The sequence below is a fragment of the Ectopseudomonas oleovorans genome (genome assembly GCF_003052605.1).
Classification (GTDB): Bacteria; Pseudomonadota; Gammaproteobacteria; order Pseudomonadales; family Pseudomonadaceae; genus Aquipseudomonas; species Aquipseudomonas oleovorans_A.
In genome coordinates this window covers 88,937-103,859 of record NZ_QASO01000121.1, presented here as the reverse complement: position 1 = coordinate 103,859, position 14,923 = coordinate 88,937, and the positions used below count along the sequence as shown (strand labels likewise).

The window sequence follows — 14,923 nt, the reverse complement described above, 5'->3', positions numbered from 1 at the left end:
CGCCCGCGACACCCTTGCCTCTGGCTAACACTTCCCCTTGCCGGGTGTGTAGAGGACTTTCACCTCCAAGTCGTCCAGTCCACCACCACAGTGAACCGAACAGCGCCAGTCACGGCGCTACGCGCCATGCCTGGCGCACAACGAAAGAACCCGCCTAGGCGGGTTCTTTGTTGCGAGAAGCAGCGATCAGGCGCCGGCTTTGCTCACGGCATCCTTGATCAGGGTCTGCAGTTCACCCTTCTCGTACATCTCGGTGAGGATGTCGCTACCGCCGACCAGCTCACCAGCCACCCACAGCTGCGGGAAAGTCGGCCAGTTGGCGTACTTCGGCAGGTTGGCGCGGATTTCCGGGTTCTGCAGGATGTCGACGTAGGCGAACTTCTCGCCGCAGCCCATCACAACCTGCGCAGCGCGGGCAGAGAAGCCACACTGCGGGGCGTTGGGCGAGCCTTTCATGTACAGCAGAACGGTGTTGTTGGCGATCTGCTCTTTGATGGTTTCGATGATATCCATGGGGGCACCTCAGCATAGACTTCGCGACCCGACGGTCGCCACGGTGGCGCGATTGTAGCGAAAAGCCGAGCATAATGCTCGGCCTTGCCGACGCGGTCTTGCGATGCCCTGTGGGAGCCCCGCCTCGGGGCGAAGCTCTTGGGTATTTCCTCAACATGGCGTGACGGCCACCCTTCGCCGCGAGGCGCGGCTCCTACAACCCGACCTGGAGAGACGCCCATCTACGCGGCCACCACTTCGACTGGCACACCATTAAGCACCGCATTGCCGGACAGCGCATCGAGCTGGCGCTCGTCGGTCAGGTCATTGGCGCTGGCCCCCGGTTGCGCACGGGCAATGTCCATCTGCACGCCAGGGCGGGCATGGCCCCAGCCATGGGGAAGGCTGACCACACCGGCCATCACCTCATCGCTGGCGGCGACCTCCACCTCGATGCTGCCCACACGCGAACGCACCTGCACACGCTGACCATCGCTCAGACCACGCCTGGCCAGGTCCGCCGGGTTCATCAACAACTGATGACGCGGCTTGCCCTTCACCAGACGGTGATAGTTGTGCATCCAGGAGTTGTTGCTGCGCACATGGCGACGGCCGATCAGCAGCAGTTCATGGGCAGCCGGTTGTTGCTGCTCGGCGAAACGTGCCAGATCGGCCAGCAGCAGCTCAGGCGCGGCCTGCACCGCCTTGCTCGGCGTTTTCAGGCGCGCAGCAAGATTCGGTTGCAGTGGTCCCAGGTCGAGCCCATGCGGATGCTCGCGCAAAGCCGCCAGGCTGAGTTTGCGCTCGCTACTATCACCATGGGGGCCGAAACGCAGGCCCATATCGATCATCTGCTCAGGCGCCAGGGTCGGTTTCAGCTCGAGGCCATTACGCGCCGCGAAGGCCTTGGCCAGGCCGACGAAGATTTCCCAGTCGTGCAAGGCGCCGTCCGGCTTGGCCAGCACCGCCTCGTTGAAACGGGTGACGTTGCGCACCGCGAAGACATTGAAGGTGGTGTCGTAGTGATCATGCTCCAGCGGCGCGGTCGGCGGCAGGATCAGGTCGGCGTACCGTGTGGTCTCGTTGATGTAGAAATCCACCGAGAGCATGAACTCCAAGCCGTCCAGCGCCTGCTCCAGCTGCCGCCCATTAGGCGTGGACAGTACCGGATTGCCAGCCACCGTGACCAGGGCACGGATCTGCCCTTCGCCCGGGGAGAGCATCTCTTCGGCCAGCGCCGAAACCGGCAGCTCGCCACCGTATTCCGGCAGGCCGGATACCCGGCTCTGCCAGCGGCTGAAATGCCCACCGGAGGTGCTTGCCACCAGATCCACCGCCGGTGTGGTGCAGAGCACGCCACCCGCGCGATCGAGGTTGCCGGTCACCAGATTGATGATCTGTACCAGCCATTGGCACAGGGTGCCGAACGCCTGGGTGGAAACGCCCATGCGCCCGTAACACACGGCCTTGTCTGCGGCGGCGAAATCCCGCGCCAGTTGGCGGATGGTTTCTGCCGGCACGCCACAGCGCGCGCTCATGGCCTCGGCATCGAAGCCAGCAATCGCTTCGCGCACCTGTTCCAGCCCTTCTACCGGCAGATGGCTGTCGCGCGTCAGGCCTTCCTCGAACAGGGTGTTGAGCAGCGCCAGCAGCAGCGCGGCATCGCTACCGGGGCGTACGAACAGGTGCTGGTCGGCGATGGCCGCGGTTTCGCTGCGACGCGGGTCGATCACCACCAGCTTGCCACCGCGGGCCTGGATGGCCTTCAGGCGCTTCTCCACATCCGGCACAGTCATGATGCTGCCGTTGGAGGCCAAGGGGTTGCCGCCCAGAATCAGCATGAAGTCGGTGTGATCGATATCGGGAATCGGAATCAGCAGACCGTGGCCATACATCAGATGGCTGGTCAGGTGGTGCGGCAGTTGATCGACCGAGGTGGCGGAAAAGCGATTGCGGGTTTTCAGCTGACCGAGGAAATAGTTGCTGTGGGTCATCAGCCCATAGTTATGCACGCTGGGGTTGCCCTGATACACGGCCACGGCATTTTGCCCATGGGCGGTCTGAATCGTGCTCAGGCGCTCAGCCACCAGCTCGAACGCCTCCTCCCAGCCGATGGCCTGCCACTGCTCGCCAATGCGGCGCATGGGCTGACGGATACGGTCGGGGTCGTTCTGGATGTCCTGCAGCGCCACGGCCTTGGGGCAGATATGGCCACGGCTGAAGCTATCCCGAGCATCGCCCTTGATCGAGCGAATCTGCATGCTGCCATCAGGCTGCACTTCAGTTTCGATGGCGAGCCCACAGATGGCTTCGCACAGATGGCATGCACGGTAATGGAGGGACTTGGTCATGGCCTGGCCTCTTGTTCTGATCCGAGACGACCGGTCAGGTCGCAGGTCATGGACTATGGGCCGAGCACGGAGACGACGCCAGCAGCGTTCGTCTCATGAATCGACAGGCATCAAGCCTGCCGATTCAGCAGCACCACGTACGTGGCCCCTGGCACGACTGCGTTCAATATCACTGGCGCCAGCGCTTTGGCTAAAAAGGCTTGTAAAACATCATTCTGCGCGCCCGCAGGCGTTAACTTGCGCCGTCTCGTCATTTCCTTATAGGATCGCGCCTTCCCCTGTTTCGTCGCACCCTGCGGCCTCCTGCCGCAAGCTCTGCTGTTTTTGTCGGTTTTATCCCCGAACGCAAGCTTGCGAACTGTAGTGATAAAGGTAGTTAACGATGAGCGTCAGACACTTTCTCTCGATGATGGATTACACACCGGACGAACTGGTGGGGTTGATCCGCCGAGGCATCGAGCTGAAGAATCTGCGCAACCGTGGTGTACTTTTCGAGCCGCTGAAGAATCGCGTGCTGGGCATGATCTTCGAGAAGGCCTCGACTCGCACCCGCCTGTCCTTCGAAGCCGGCATGATCCAGCTCGGTGGCCAGGCCATCTTCCTCTCGCCGCGCGACACCCAACTGGGCCGCGGCGAGCCGATCGGCGATGCCGCCATCGTCATGTCGAGCATGCTCGACGCGGTGATGATCCGCACCTTCGCCCACAGCAACCTCACCGAGTTCGCGGCTAAATCCAGGGTACCGGTGATCAACGGCCTGTCCGACGATCTGCACCCCTGCCAGTTGCTGGCCGACATGCAGACCTTCCTCGAACACCGTGGCAGCATCACCGGCAAGACGGTGGCCTGGATCGGCGATGGCAACAACATGTGCAACTCCTATATCGAAGCGGCGATGCAGTTCGACTTCCAGCTGAAGGTCGCCTGCCCTGCTGGCTACGAGCCAGACGCGCGCTTTCTGGCCCAGGCCGGCGAGCGCGTGCAGATCGTGCGCAACCCGCGAGAAGCGGTGGCCGGCGCCCATCTGGTGAGCACCGACGTGTGGGCCTCCATGGGCCAGGAAGACGAAGCCGAGCAGCGCATGGCGTTGTTCCGCCCCTACCAGGTCACCCGCGAGCTGCTCGACGCCGCCGCCGAAGACGTGCTGTTCATGCATTGCCTGCCGGCGCACCGTGGCGAAGAAATCAGCTTCGACCTGCTCGACGACCCGCGCTCGGTTGCCTGGGATCAAGCCGAGAACCGCCTGCACGCACAGAAGGCGCTGCTGGAAATGCTGGTCGAACCGGCGTACCACCACGCATGAGCCAGCCTCTGCTGCAGCTACGCGGGCTGAACTGCGGCTACCACGCCCACAAGGTGGTGCAGGATCTCGACCTGCACCTCAACCCTGGCGACATCGGCTGCCTGCTCGGTCCATCGGGCTGCGGCAAGACCACCACATTGCGCGCCATCGCCGGTTTCGAGCCGGTCCTGGAAGGCGAGATCGAACTGGCAGGTGAAGTGATTTCCCGCGCCGGTTTTACCCTTGCGCCGGAGAAACGCCATATCGGCATGGTGTTCCAGGATTACGCCCTGTTCCCCCACCTGAGTGTGGCGGAAAACGTCGCCTTCGGTATCCGCAAGCAGCCCAACACCGAGCGCGCCACTCAAGAACTGCTGGAGCTGGTCAAGCTCGGTAACCTGGCCAAACGTTACCCGCACGAGCTGTCCGGTGGTCAGCAGCAACGGGTCGCCCTGGCGCGCGCTCTGGCGCCGGAACCGAAATTGCTGCTACTCGACGAACCCTTCTCCAACCTCGATGGCGAACTGCGCAGACGCCTGAGCCATGAGGTACGAGAAATTCTCAAGGCGCGTGGCACCAGCGCCATTCTGGTCACTCACGATCAGGAAGAAGCCTTCGCCGTCAGCGATCACGTCGGCGTGTTCAAGGATGGTCGCCTGGAGCAGTGGGATACGCCGTTCAATCTCTATCACGAGCCGCTGACGCCTTTCGTCGCCAGCTTCATCGGTCAGGGTTACTTCATTCGCGGCCAGTTGCTCGGCCCGGAAACGGTGCAGACCGAGCTCGGCATGATCCGCGGCAACCGCGCCTATACCTGGGCTCAGGGCAGCGCGGTAGACGTCTTGCTGCGCCCGGACGACATCGTCCCGGACGAGCACAGCGAACTGAAGGCGCGCATCGTCGGCAAGACCTTCCTCGGCGCTGCCACGCTCTACCGCCTGCAACTGCCGACCGGCAGTCAGTTGGAATCGATCTTCCCCAGCCATGCCGATCACCAGCCAGGCGACGAGGTAGGCATCCGCGTCGCCGCCGATCACCTGGTGGCCTTCCCGGCTCTCGGCAGCGTCGCCGCGCAATTGCAACTCAGCGACTCCGGTGGCGTGCGCCGGGTCAGCAGCAACTGATCAGAGCATCAGCTGGCCACTGGCGATATGCCGCGCGTGGCCAGCGATCTTCACCCGCTCGCCCTCCAGACGACAGAGCAACTCACCACCACGCGCCGAACACTGGAAGGCACTGAGCGTGTTGCGGCCCAGACGCTCGCCCCAATAAGGCATCAGGATGCAGTGGGTCGAACCGGTGACCGGGTCTTCATCGATACCGATACTGGGCGCGAAGTAGCGCGAAACGAAGTCATGTTGGGCCCCGGCAGCCGTGACCAGCACGCCAAGCCCAGGCAAGGTAGCCAGCGCGGGCAGGTTCGGCTTCAGCTCGCGGAGTTCTGCCTCGGAATCCAGCACCACCATCAGTTCCTGCACGCCGCCATCAGCATTACCCAGCGCCAGTACCTGCTCCACCTGACGCTCCAGCGCACGCTCGGCCTGCTCGTGTAATTCCCGCGCCACCAACTCCGCGCGCCGCACCGGGAAATCCAATTGCAGACGTTCGCCCTGCCGGGTGACCTGCAGCGCTCCGGACAAGCAGGTGAAATCCAGCACCTCGGCCGGTTCCTGATAGATGTCGAATAGCACCTTGGCCGCCGCCAGGGTGGCATGCCCGCACAGCGGCACCTCGCTGACTGGGGTGAACCAGCGGATATGCCAGGCACCGCTCTCTTTCACCACGAATGCGGTCTCGGCCAGGTTGTGCTCGGCAGCGATGCGCTGCATCAGGGCATCGTCGAGCCAGGCATTCAGGCGATAGACCATGGCGGGATTGCCCGCGAACGGCTGATCGGTAAAGGCGTCAACTTGATGGAATTCGAGAGGCATGCTGCATTCCTGGCCAGATGAGAGCCGCCAGCATGCCTGCGCAGGGTAAGCCGCAACAGATACAGTTGCTGTTTTCCAGTTAAGCCCGAGCATCGCGGCTAAAGCCGCTTCTACGATCCCGGGGTGCTTCAAGGCTCGCTGCGCACCCGCTTCACCGCATCCAGCCAACCAGCGTAAAGGCGTTCGCGGTGCGCATCGTTCATCCGCGGCTCGAAACGCTGCTGACGATGCCAATGACTGGCGATGGCGTTCAGGTCCTGGTACAGGCCCAGCTTCAGACCCGCCAGGTAGGCGACGCCGAGCGCAGTGGTCTCGGTGACCTCGGGGCGCTCGACACTGACGCCGAGAATGTCGGCGAGAAACTGCATGACCCAGTTGTTCTCTACCATGCCGCCGTCGACACGCAGGGCGCTAGGCGCCGCCGCCCCATCCTGGCGCATGGCTTCGAGCAGGTCACGGGTCTGGTAGCACACCGACTGCAGGCCGGCGGTGACGATCTCCTTGATCCCGGTATCGCGGGTCAGGCCGAAGATGGCACCGCGCGCCTTGGGGTCCCAATACGGCGCCCCCAGGCCGGTGAATGCCGGCACCAGGTAGACGCCGCAGGCTTCACCAGTGGCCTCGGCCAGCGCCTCGCTTTCGCGCGCATGGCTGATCAGCTTGATACCGTCACGCAACCACTGCACCGCAGCACCGGCCACGAAGATGCTGCCCTCCACCGCGTAGGTGACCTTGCCATTAAGGCGATAGCCGACCGTGGTGAGCAGACGGTTCTTCGAACTCACCGGCTGATCGCCGGTGTTCTGGATCATGAAACAGCCAGTACCGTAGGTGCTCTTGACCATGCCCGGCTCGAAGCAGGCCTGGCCGATCAGGGCCGCCTGCTGGTCACCGGCCATGCCCAGCACCGGAATGCTGGCGCCGAGCAGCACGCTGTCGGTGTGACCGAACTCGGCGGCACAATCGAGCACCTCGGGCAGCAGGCTGGCCGGGATCTCGAACAGCTTGAGCAGCTCTTCATCCCACTGTTGGGTATGGATGTTGAACATCAGCGTGCGCGAGGCGTTGCTGGCGTCGGTGCGGTGCACCTTGCCATCGGTCAGACGCCACAACAGGAAGCTGTCGACGGTACCGAAGCGCAGCTCACCGCGCTCGGCCCGCGCCCGGGCACCGGGTACGTTCTCCAGTATCCAGCGCAGCTTGGTGGCGGAAAAATACGGGTCGATCAACAGGCCGGTCTTGGCCGAGACCTCCGCCTCGTGGCCTTGCTCCTTGAGCCCGGCGCAATAGTCGGCGGTGCGGCGATCCTGCCAGACGATGGCCGGATGGATAGGCGTACCACTGACGGCATCCCACACCAGGGTGGTTTCGCGCTGGTTGGTGATACCGATGGCGGCAATCGCCTCGGGCTGCAGACCGCTGCTGGCAATCGCATCGCGGCAAACCTTGAGCGTGGAGGACCATATCTCCTCACCGTCGTGCTCGACCCAGCCATCCTGAGGGAAGTACTGCTTGAACTCCTGCTGGGCGCGCGCAACCGGCAATCCCTGGGCACTGAAGATGATGGCGCGGGAGCTGGTGGTGCCCTGGTCGATGGCTAGCAGGTATTGGGTCATGCAAGATTCCTTGTTGTTATCGGTAACGTTCGCTGCTGTTGACCGCAGATTGGCTTATTTTGCTGGCAGCATACTGCTCGTTTCAGGCTTTGCCGATAGCGGCGAACTGCCCCTGAGTGTGCTGTGCCAGGGTCTCGGCCGAGAGCTCCAGCTCCAGCCCTCGCCGGCCACCACTCACGTGAATGGTGGGATGCTGGCGTGCACTTTCGTCGATAAAGGTACGCAGGCGCTTCTTCTGCCCTAGCGGGCTGATGCCGCCAACCAGATAACCGGTGGCGCGCTGTGCGGCTGCCGGGTCGGCCATGTCCGCTTTCTTCGCCCCAGCAGCTGCTGCCAGCGCCTTGAGATCGAGGCTGCCCGCCACCGGCACGACAGCCACCAGCAGCTCGCCCTTCTCGGTCGCTGCGAGCAGGGTCTTGTACACGCACTCGGGTGCCAGCCCCAGCTTCTCGGCCGCCTCTAGCCCGTAGGACGGCGCCTTGGGATCGTGCTGGTAGCTGTGCACGCGGTGTTCGGCCTTGGCCTTTTTCAACAGATCGATTGCGGGAGTCATGTTCGAATGTGAAAACGCTGTGAAAGATGCCCTACATTAACAGGCCGAAATCCTCCGCATCTACAGCCTATAATGGGTGACCATCACAGGAAGCGCTCATGAATCTCGCTCCCCGCCAGCACGACATCCTCAACCTCGCCCGCGACCGTGGCTACGTCAGCATCGATGAACTGGCTCAAGCCTTCGCCGTTACCCCACAGACCATTCGCCGCGACATCAACCTGTTGGCCGAGCACGGCCTGTTGCGTCGTACCCATGGCGGCGCGGCGTGCGAATCATCAAGCATTCAGAACACCGCCTATGGCATGCGCGCCGGGCAGATGCGCGAAGAAAAACAGCGTATCGCCGAAGCCGTGGCGGCGCAGATACCTGATCACGCCTCACTGTTCATCAATATCGGCACCACCACCGAGGCCATCGCCCGTGAGCTGCAGAACCACAAGGGTCTGAAGATCATCACCAACAACCTGCACGTCGCCGCGCAACTCAGCGCCAAGGCCGACTTCGAGGTCCTGGTGGCCGGCGGTACGGTGCGCAGCGACGGCGGTATCGTCGGTCAGGCAGCGGTGGATTTCATCCAGCAGTTCAAGGTCGACTACGCCATCGTCGGCATCAGCGGCATCGACGACGACGGCAGCCTGCTCGACTTCGACTACCAGGAAGTACGCGTTTCCCAGGCGATCATCGACAACGCGCGGCAGGTTTTCCTCGCCGTCGACTCCAGCAAGTTCGGCCGTAACGCCGTGGTACGCCTGGGCTCCATCGCCCTGGTCGACCGCGTCTTTACCGATAGCGCACCTTCAGCCGCCATCTCCCGCCTGCTGCACAGCCACAAGGTCCAGCTCGATCTGGTCTGATTGGTCTCTCGACGGCTATCGCGTAGGGCGGGTGCAACCCGCCAGCAACGTATCGGCGGGTTGCACCCGCCCTACTGCAAACCCACCTCTTAACTACCGCTCGGCGCGCAATCGCGTGCCGGGGTAGCGAAGCTGCGCATCTTCGTCTAGCATATTTTCGAAAGTGAACATAACCACATTCGAATCCAACAGCCGAGCGTACTACATGCCCCACGACCAGTTCGCCAGCCCCGTTGCGGAAGTCTATGACCTCGCCGTCGTTGGCGGCGGTATCAATGGTGTGGGCATCGCCGCCGATGCAGCCGGCCGCGGCCTGTCCGTGTTCCTTTGTGAAAAGGACGACCTGGCCAGCCATACTTCATCTGCCAGCAGCAAACTGATCCATGGCGGCCTGCGCTACCTGGAGCACCACGAGTTCCGCCTGGTACGTGAGGCCCTGGCCGAGCGCGAAGTGTTGCTGGCCAAGGCGCCGCATATCGTCAAACCGATGCGCTTCGTTCTGCCGCACCGCCCACACCTGCGTCCGGCCTGGATGATCCGCGCCGGCCTGTTCCTCTACGACCACCTGGGCAAGCGCAAGCGCCTGCCGGCTTCGCGCGGCGTGCGCTTCGGCGCCGGTAGCCCGTTGAAAGCGGAGATCAGCCGCGGTTTCGAATATTCCGACTGCTGGGTGGACGATGCTCGCCTGGTGGTGCTCAACGCCATGGCCGCGCGGGAAAAAGGCGCGCACATCCACACGCGCACTCGCTGCGTCAGTGCGCGGCGCAGCAAGGGCCTGTGGCATATCCACCTGGAGCGCAGCGACGGCAGCCTGCTGTCCATTCGCGCCCGCGCTCTGGTCAACGCTGCCGGCCCCTGGGTCGCGCGCTTCATCCGTGAAGACCTCAAGCAGCAATCGCCGTACGGCATTCGCCTGATCCAGGGCAGCCATATCGTCGTGCCGCGCCTGTATGACGGTGAGCAGGCCTACATCCTGCAGAACGAAGACCGTCGCATTGTCTTCGCCATTCCTTATCTGGAGCGCTTCACCCTGATCGGCACTACTGATCGCGAATATCAGGGCGACCCCGCCCAGGTGACGATCACCGCCGAGGAAACCGACTATCTGCTCAAGGTGGTCAATGATCACTTCAAGCAGCAGCTCAGCCGCGACGATGTGCTGCACAGCTTCGCGGGTGTGCGCCCACTGTGCGATGACGAATCCGATGAGCCGTCGGCCATTACCCGCGACTACACCCTTTCGCTCTCCGGCGCGCCGGGCGAGGCGCCGCTGCTTTCAGTGTTCGGCGGCAAGCTGACCACCTATCGCAAGCTGGCCGAATCCGCCATGCATGAACTGGCCGCGCATTTCAGCAACCTGGGGCCGAGCTGGACAGCCACCGCCCCGCTCCCCGGTGGCGAGGATCTGCAAGGCCAGAGCGCCCTGGTCGAAGCGCTCTGCGAACGCTATGGCTGGCTACCCACCAGCCTGGCCAGACGCTGGGCTACCAGCTATGGCAGCCGTACCTGGCGCCTGCTCGACGGCGTACACAACCTTACCGACCTCGGCGAACATCTCGGTGCCGGGCTTTACACCCGCGAAGTGGAATACCTGCGCCGTGAAGAATGGGCGCGCAGCAGTGCCGACATTCTCTGGCGGCGCAGCAAACTGGGCCTGTTCATGACCCCGGCGCAGCAGGCCCGCCTCCAGGACTACCTGAACAGCCGCGACCCGCATTCGGCTTACGCTGCCTGAATTCTGCGTGCCCCATGCCCCGCTCTGCGGGGCTTTTTTATGGGCACGGAAAAATAAAATATCGGGGTTACTTCCCCGTTTCAGTCAGCGTAGAACTTTCAGTAACTTTTTTATTGCGTTGATTCAATAACTTGGCGTCATGATGCGGAATAAAAACATTCTTATTCAGTTTTATTTTTACTTATGTTTCAAACACTTAAGTTTGACATAAGGGAAAACCAGGCCGAAAATCCGAGGTCATCACGGTCATTGAAGCAGCAGGAGCGGTCATGAAAGGCGACAAGAAGGTCATTCAACACCTGAACAAGATTCTTGGTAACGAACTGGTCGCCATCAACCAGTACTTCCTGCATGCGCGCATGTACGAAGATTGGGGCCTGAAGAAACTCGGCGAACACGAGTACCACGAGTCCATCGACGAGATGAAGCATGCCGACAAGCTGATCAAGCGCATTCTCTTCCTCGAAGGCATTCCCAACCTGCAGGATCTGGGCAAGATCCTGATTGGTGAAAACACCAAGGAAATGCTCGAGTGCGACCTGAAGATCGAGCACAAGGCCCACGGTGACCTGAAGGCCGCCATCGCCTATTGCGAGAGCATCGGTGACTACGCCAGCCGCGAACTGCTCGAAGAAATCCTCTGCTCCGAAGAGGATCATATCGACTGGCTGGAAACCCAGCTCAGCCTGATCGAAGCCGTCGGCCTGCAGAACTACCTGCAATCGCAGATGGACGAATAAGTCCGATCCGCTCGACGAAAAACGGGAGCCACTGGCTTAATGCTGATCAGATAAGTTCGTCACCACCCCCTCCTACTTGCAGTAGAGGGGGCGCTTTTCGTAGGAGCCAGCTTGCTGGCGATGCTTTTTATGGCGGATCGCCGGCAAGCCGGCTCCTACAAAGATCGAGTGCAACGGCTTAACTGACTGACATTAGCCACTGGCTCCCGTTTTTTATTGCTATGAAGAATCTCGTGGAAGGGACTCAAGCCGCGATAGCAAGTCGCCGCTGAAGCGCCTCCCACGACTCAACGCGCCTCGCTCTCCTTGACCCGGAACCACGCCGCATACAGCGCCGGCAGGAACAACAGGGTCAATGCCGTGGCCACCACCAGCCCGCCCATGATCGCTACCGCCATCGGCCCGAAAAACACGCTGCGCGACAGCGGAATCATCGCCAACACCGCCGCCAGTGCAGTGAGCACGATGGGACGGAAGCGGCGCACCGTGGCCTCGATAACGGCGTGCCAACGATCCAGACCGTGGCTGATGTCCTGCTCGATCTGATCGACCAGGATCACCGAGTTACGCATGATCATCCCGGCCAGGGCGATGGTGCCGAGCATGGCAACGAAGCCGAACGGCTGGCGGAAGATCAACAGGAACAGGGTGACGCCGATCAAGCCAAGTGGCGCGGTGAGAAACACCATCGCCGAGCGCGAGAAGCTTTTCAGCTGCAGCATCAGCAGCGTCAGCACCACCACGATGAACAGCGGGATACCGGCGTTCACCGATTTCTGTCCGCGTTGCGAGTCCTCCACCGTGCCGCCGACCTCCAGCAGATAACCCGCTGGCAGTTCCGCGCGGATCGGGTCCAGCGTCGGCAGGATCTGCTGGGTCAGACTGGCCGGTTGCTGCTTGCCATAGACGTCGGCACGCACGGTGACGTTGGGCAGGCGATTGCGGTGCCAGATGATGCCCTCCTCGAAGCCGTATTCCAGGGTTGCCACCTGCGACAGCGCCACGCTGCGACCGCTGTCGGTCGGCACCGCCAGGCTCGGCAGCAGGCTCAGTGCCTTGCGTTCCTGCGGCGTGCCACGCTGAAGAATCTCGATCAGCTCATTGCCCTCACGGTACTGGCTGACGCTGGTGCCGGACAGCGAGCCTTGCAGGAAGCGCGACAGCTCGGCGGTGTTGACCCCCAGGGCACGGGCACGATCCTGATCGATATTGAGGATCACCACCTTGCTCGGCTCCTCCCAGTCCAGGTGCACGTTCACCACATGCGGGTTCTCGCGCACCTTGTCCGCCACCTGACGGGCCAGGGCACGCACCTCGTCGATATGCTCGCCGCTGACGCGGAACTGGATCGGGTAGCCCACGGGCGGCCCGTTCTCCAGGCGGCTGACGCGGCTACGCAGGGTCGGGAACTCGTCGTTCATCACCTTGATCAGCCAACCACGCAGGCGCTCGCGCTCTTCGATGCTTTTGGCCAGTACCACGAACTGTGCAAAGCTTGCCGCCGGCAATTGTTGATCGAGCGGCAGATAGAAACGCGGTGAGCCGGTGCCAACATAGGCCACGTAGTTGTCGATGCCGGGCTGCTCCTTGAGCAGCTTCTCCAGACGATGCACTTCGGCCTCGGTGGCGCTCAGCGAGGCGCCCTCCTCCAGCTTGATGTCGACCATCAGCTCCAGGCGCCCGGAGGCCGGGAAGAACTGTTGCGGCACGAAGCGAAACAGCAACACAGAGGCGACGAACAACGCAACGGTCAGCAGGATCACGATGCCGCGACGACGCACGCACCATTGCACCGTGGCGCGAACACGGCGGTAGAACGGCGTCGAATAAGGGTCATGACCGCCTGCGCTGCCACCGTGTTTCGCCGCATGCAGTTTGGCCAGATCGGGCAGCAGCTTGTCGCCCAGATAGGGCACGAACATCACCGCCGCGATCCATGAGGCGATCAGCGAAATGGCCACCACCTGGAAGATCGACCGGGTGTACTCACCCGTAACGGACTGCGCGGTGGCGATGGGCAGGAACCCGGCCGCGGTAATCAGCGTGCCGGTGAGCATCGGAAAGGCGGTGCTGGTCCAGGCGAAGCTGGCCGCCTTGAAGCGGTCGTAGCCCTGCTCCATCTTGATCGCCATCATCTCCACCGCAATGATCGCGTCGTCCACCAGCAGGCCGAGGCCGAGCACCAGCGCACCGAGAGAAATCTTGTGCAGGCCTATCCCCAAGTAATACATGGCGGCGAAGGTCATCGCCAACACCAGCGGGATCACCAGCGCCACCACCAGGCCGGTGCGCAGACCGAGGGAGAAAAAGCTGACCGCGAGCACGATCACCAACGCCTCCACCAGCACCTTGACGAACTCGCCCACGCCGGTCTTCACCGCTGCCGGCTGATCCGACACCTTGCGCAGCTCCATGCCCAGCGGCAGCGTCTGTTGCAGACGGGCGAACTCGTCTTCCAATGCCTTGCCCAGCACCAGGATATCGCCGCCGTCCTTCATCGATACGGCAATGCCCAGGGCGTCCTCGCCCATGAATCGCATGCGCGGCGCGGGTGGATCATTGAAACCGCGCTTGACCTCGGCCACGTCGGCGATGCGGAAGGTACGATCGGCGACGCGAATGGGAAAATCGCGAATTTCCTCCACCGATTGGAAGCGCCCGGTCACACGTAGTTGAATACGCTCGCTGGCGGTTTCGAAGAAACCGGCAGCCGCCACCGCATTCTGCGCCTCCAGCGCCTGCTGCACGGCGGACAATGGCAGACCGAGGGTCGCCAGCTTGGTATTGGACAGTTCGATCCAGATCTTCTCGTCCTGCAGCCCCACCAGCTCGACCTTGCCCACATCCTTGACCCGCTGCAGCTGCAACTGCAGGCGGTCGGCGTAGTCCTTGAGCACGGCATAGTCGAAACCGTTGCCAGTCAGCGCATAAATATTGCCGAAGGTGGTGCCGAACTCGTCGTTGAAGAACGGCCCCTGGATGCCGGGCGGCAGCGTGTGGCGAATGTCGCTGATCTTCTTGCGCACCTGATACCACAGCTCGGGAATCTCCGAGCTGCGCATGGAGTCGCGCGCCATGAAGGTGACCTGCGACTCGCCCGGACGGGAGAAACTGGTGATGCGCTCGTACTCACCGGTCTCCATCAGCTTCTTCTCGATGCGCTCGGTGACCTGGCGCGATACCTCTTCGGCGCTGGCGCCCGGCCAGTTGGTGCGAATCACCATGGCCTTGAAGGTGAACGGCGGGTCTTCGCTCTGCCCCAGCTTGGTATAGGAAAGCGCGCCGACCACGGCAAACAGCAGCATGATGTAGAGAACGATCTGGCGGTTACGTAGCGCCCAGGCAGACAGGTTGAAATTCATGCCG

General features: G+C 62.4%; 11 protein-coding genes. 5 read left to right on the top strand and 6 right to left on the bottom strand.

The window, feature by feature from the left end:
* Positions 1-186: 186 nt before the first annotated feature.
* Positions 187-513 (bottom strand): Grx4 family monothiol glutaredoxin, encoded by a 327-nt coding sequence (grxD, locus tag DBO86_RS21140; RefSeq protein WP_003246056.1) that lies wholly within the window; start codon positions 511-513, stop codon positions 187-189.
* A gap of 221 nt (positions 514-734) precedes the next feature.
* Complete coding sequence (locus DBO86_RS21135) at positions 735-2,843, bottom strand: molybdopterin oxidoreductase family protein (protein ID WP_108234745.1); 2,109 nt, start codon at positions 2,841-2,843, stop codon at positions 735-737.
* 382 nt (positions 2,844-3,225) lie between these two features.
* Between DBO86_RS21135 and argF the strand changes: the two genes are divergently transcribed.
* Both argF and DBO86_RS21125 read left to right on the top strand, forming a co-directional pair.
* Positions 3,226-4,146 (top strand): ornithine carbamoyltransferase, encoded by a 921-nt coding sequence (gene argF / locus DBO86_RS21130; RefSeq protein WP_108234744.1) that lies wholly within the window; start codon positions 3,226-3,228, stop codon positions 4,144-4,146.
* Complete coding sequence (locus tag DBO86_RS21125) at positions 4,143-5,249, top strand: ABC transporter ATP-binding protein (RefSeq protein WP_108234743.1); 1,107 nt, start codon at positions 4,143-4,145, stop codon at positions 5,247-5,249. Before argF ends, DBO86_RS21125 begins: the two co-directional genes overlap by 4 nt.
* Here the strand turns inward: DBO86_RS21125 and DBO86_RS21120 are convergent, their stop codons facing one another.
* The 3 genes from DBO86_RS21120 to ybaK form a co-directional block, all read right to left on the bottom strand.
* Positions 5,250-6,056, bottom strand: a complete 807-nt coding sequence (locus DBO86_RS21120) for a PhzF family phenazine biosynthesis protein (RefSeq protein WP_108234742.1) — start codon at positions 6,054-6,056, stop codon at positions 5,250-5,252. It abuts the gene before it with no gap.
* 128 nt (positions 6,057-6,184) lie between these two features.
* On the bottom strand, positions 6,185-7,672 hold the full coding sequence (glpK, locus tag DBO86_RS21115; protein ID WP_108234741.1) for a glycerol kinase GlpK: 1,488 nt from the start codon (positions 7,670-7,672) through the stop codon (positions 6,185-6,187).
* 82 nt (positions 7,673-7,754) lie between these two features.
* Positions 7,755-8,225: a Cys-tRNA(Pro) deacylase gene (gene ybaK / locus DBO86_RS21110; RefSeq protein WP_104728835.1), complete on the bottom strand. Its 471-nt coding sequence runs from the start codon at positions 8,223-8,225 to the stop codon at positions 7,755-7,757.
* 98 nt (positions 8,226-8,323) lie between these two features.
* On the opposite strand from ybaK, the gene DBO86_RS21105 reads away from it, so the two are divergent.
* From DBO86_RS21105 to bfr, 3 genes are all read left to right on the top strand, one after another.
* Entirely contained in the window at positions 8,324-9,082 is a 759-nt protein-coding gene (locus DBO86_RS21105; protein ID WP_104728832.1) for a DeoR/GlpR family DNA-binding transcription regulator, read from the top strand.
* Between the two features lie 205 nt (positions 9,083-9,287).
* Complete coding sequence (gene glpD, locus DBO86_RS21100) at positions 9,288-10,817, top strand: glycerol-3-phosphate dehydrogenase (RefSeq protein WP_108234740.1); 1,530 nt, start codon at positions 9,288-9,290, stop codon at positions 10,815-10,817.
* Between the two features lie 269 nt (positions 10,818-11,086).
* Entirely contained in the window at positions 11,087-11,557 is a 471-nt protein-coding gene (bfr, locus tag DBO86_RS21095) for a bacterioferritin (protein ID WP_003462607.1), read from the top strand.
* Between the two features lie 287 nt (positions 11,558-11,844).
* Here bfr and DBO86_RS21090 read toward each other — a convergent pair whose 3' ends face one another.
* The gene (locus tag DBO86_RS21090; RefSeq protein WP_108234739.1) at positions 11,845-14,919 is read right to left on the bottom strand and encodes an efflux RND transporter permease subunit; all 3,075 of its coding nucleotides are present in this window, start codon (positions 14,917-14,919) and stop codon (positions 11,845-11,847) included.
* Positions 14,920-14,923 lie beyond the last annotated feature (4 nt).

Excerpts from the sequence above, each read along its gene's own strand:
- grxD (WP_003246056.1), bottom strand. The coding sequence starts at position 513 with ATGGATATCATCGAAACCATCAAAGAGCAGATCGCCAACAACACCGTT.
- DBO86_RS21135 (WP_108234745.1), bottom strand. The coding sequence starts at position 2,843 with ATGACCAAGTCCCTCCATTACCGTGCATGCCATCTGTGCGAAGCCATC.
- argF (WP_108234744.1), top strand. The coding sequence starts at position 3,226 with ATGAGCGTCAGACACTTTCTCTCGATGATGGATTACACACCGGACGAA.
- DBO86_RS21125 (WP_108234743.1), top strand. The coding sequence starts at position 4,143 with ATGAGCCAGCCTCTGCTGCAGCTACGCGGGCTGAACTGCGGCTACCAC.
- DBO86_RS21120 (WP_108234742.1), bottom strand. The coding sequence starts at position 6,056 with ATGCCTCTCGAATTCCATCAAGTTGACGCCTTTACCGATCAGCCGTTC.
- glpK (WP_108234741.1), bottom strand. The coding sequence starts at position 7,672 with ATGACCCAATACCTGCTAGCCATCGACCAGGGCACCACCAGCTCCCGC.
- ybaK (WP_104728835.1), bottom strand. The coding sequence starts at position 8,225 with ATGACTCCCGCAATCGATCTGTTGAAAAAGGCCAAGGCCGAACACCGC.
- DBO86_RS21105 (WP_104728832.1), top strand. The coding sequence starts at position 8,324 with ATGAATCTCGCTCCCCGCCAGCACGACATCCTCAACCTCGCCCGCGAC.
- glpD (WP_108234740.1), top strand. The coding sequence starts at position 9,288 with ATGCCCCACGACCAGTTCGCCAGCCCCGTTGCGGAAGTCTATGACCTC.
- bfr (WP_003462607.1), top strand. The coding sequence starts at position 11,087 with ATGAAAGGCGACAAGAAGGTCATTCAACACCTGAACAAGATTCTTGGT.
- DBO86_RS21090 (WP_108234739.1), bottom strand. The coding sequence starts at position 14,919 with ATGAATTTCAACCTGTCTGCCTGGGCGCTACGTAACCGCCAGATCGTT.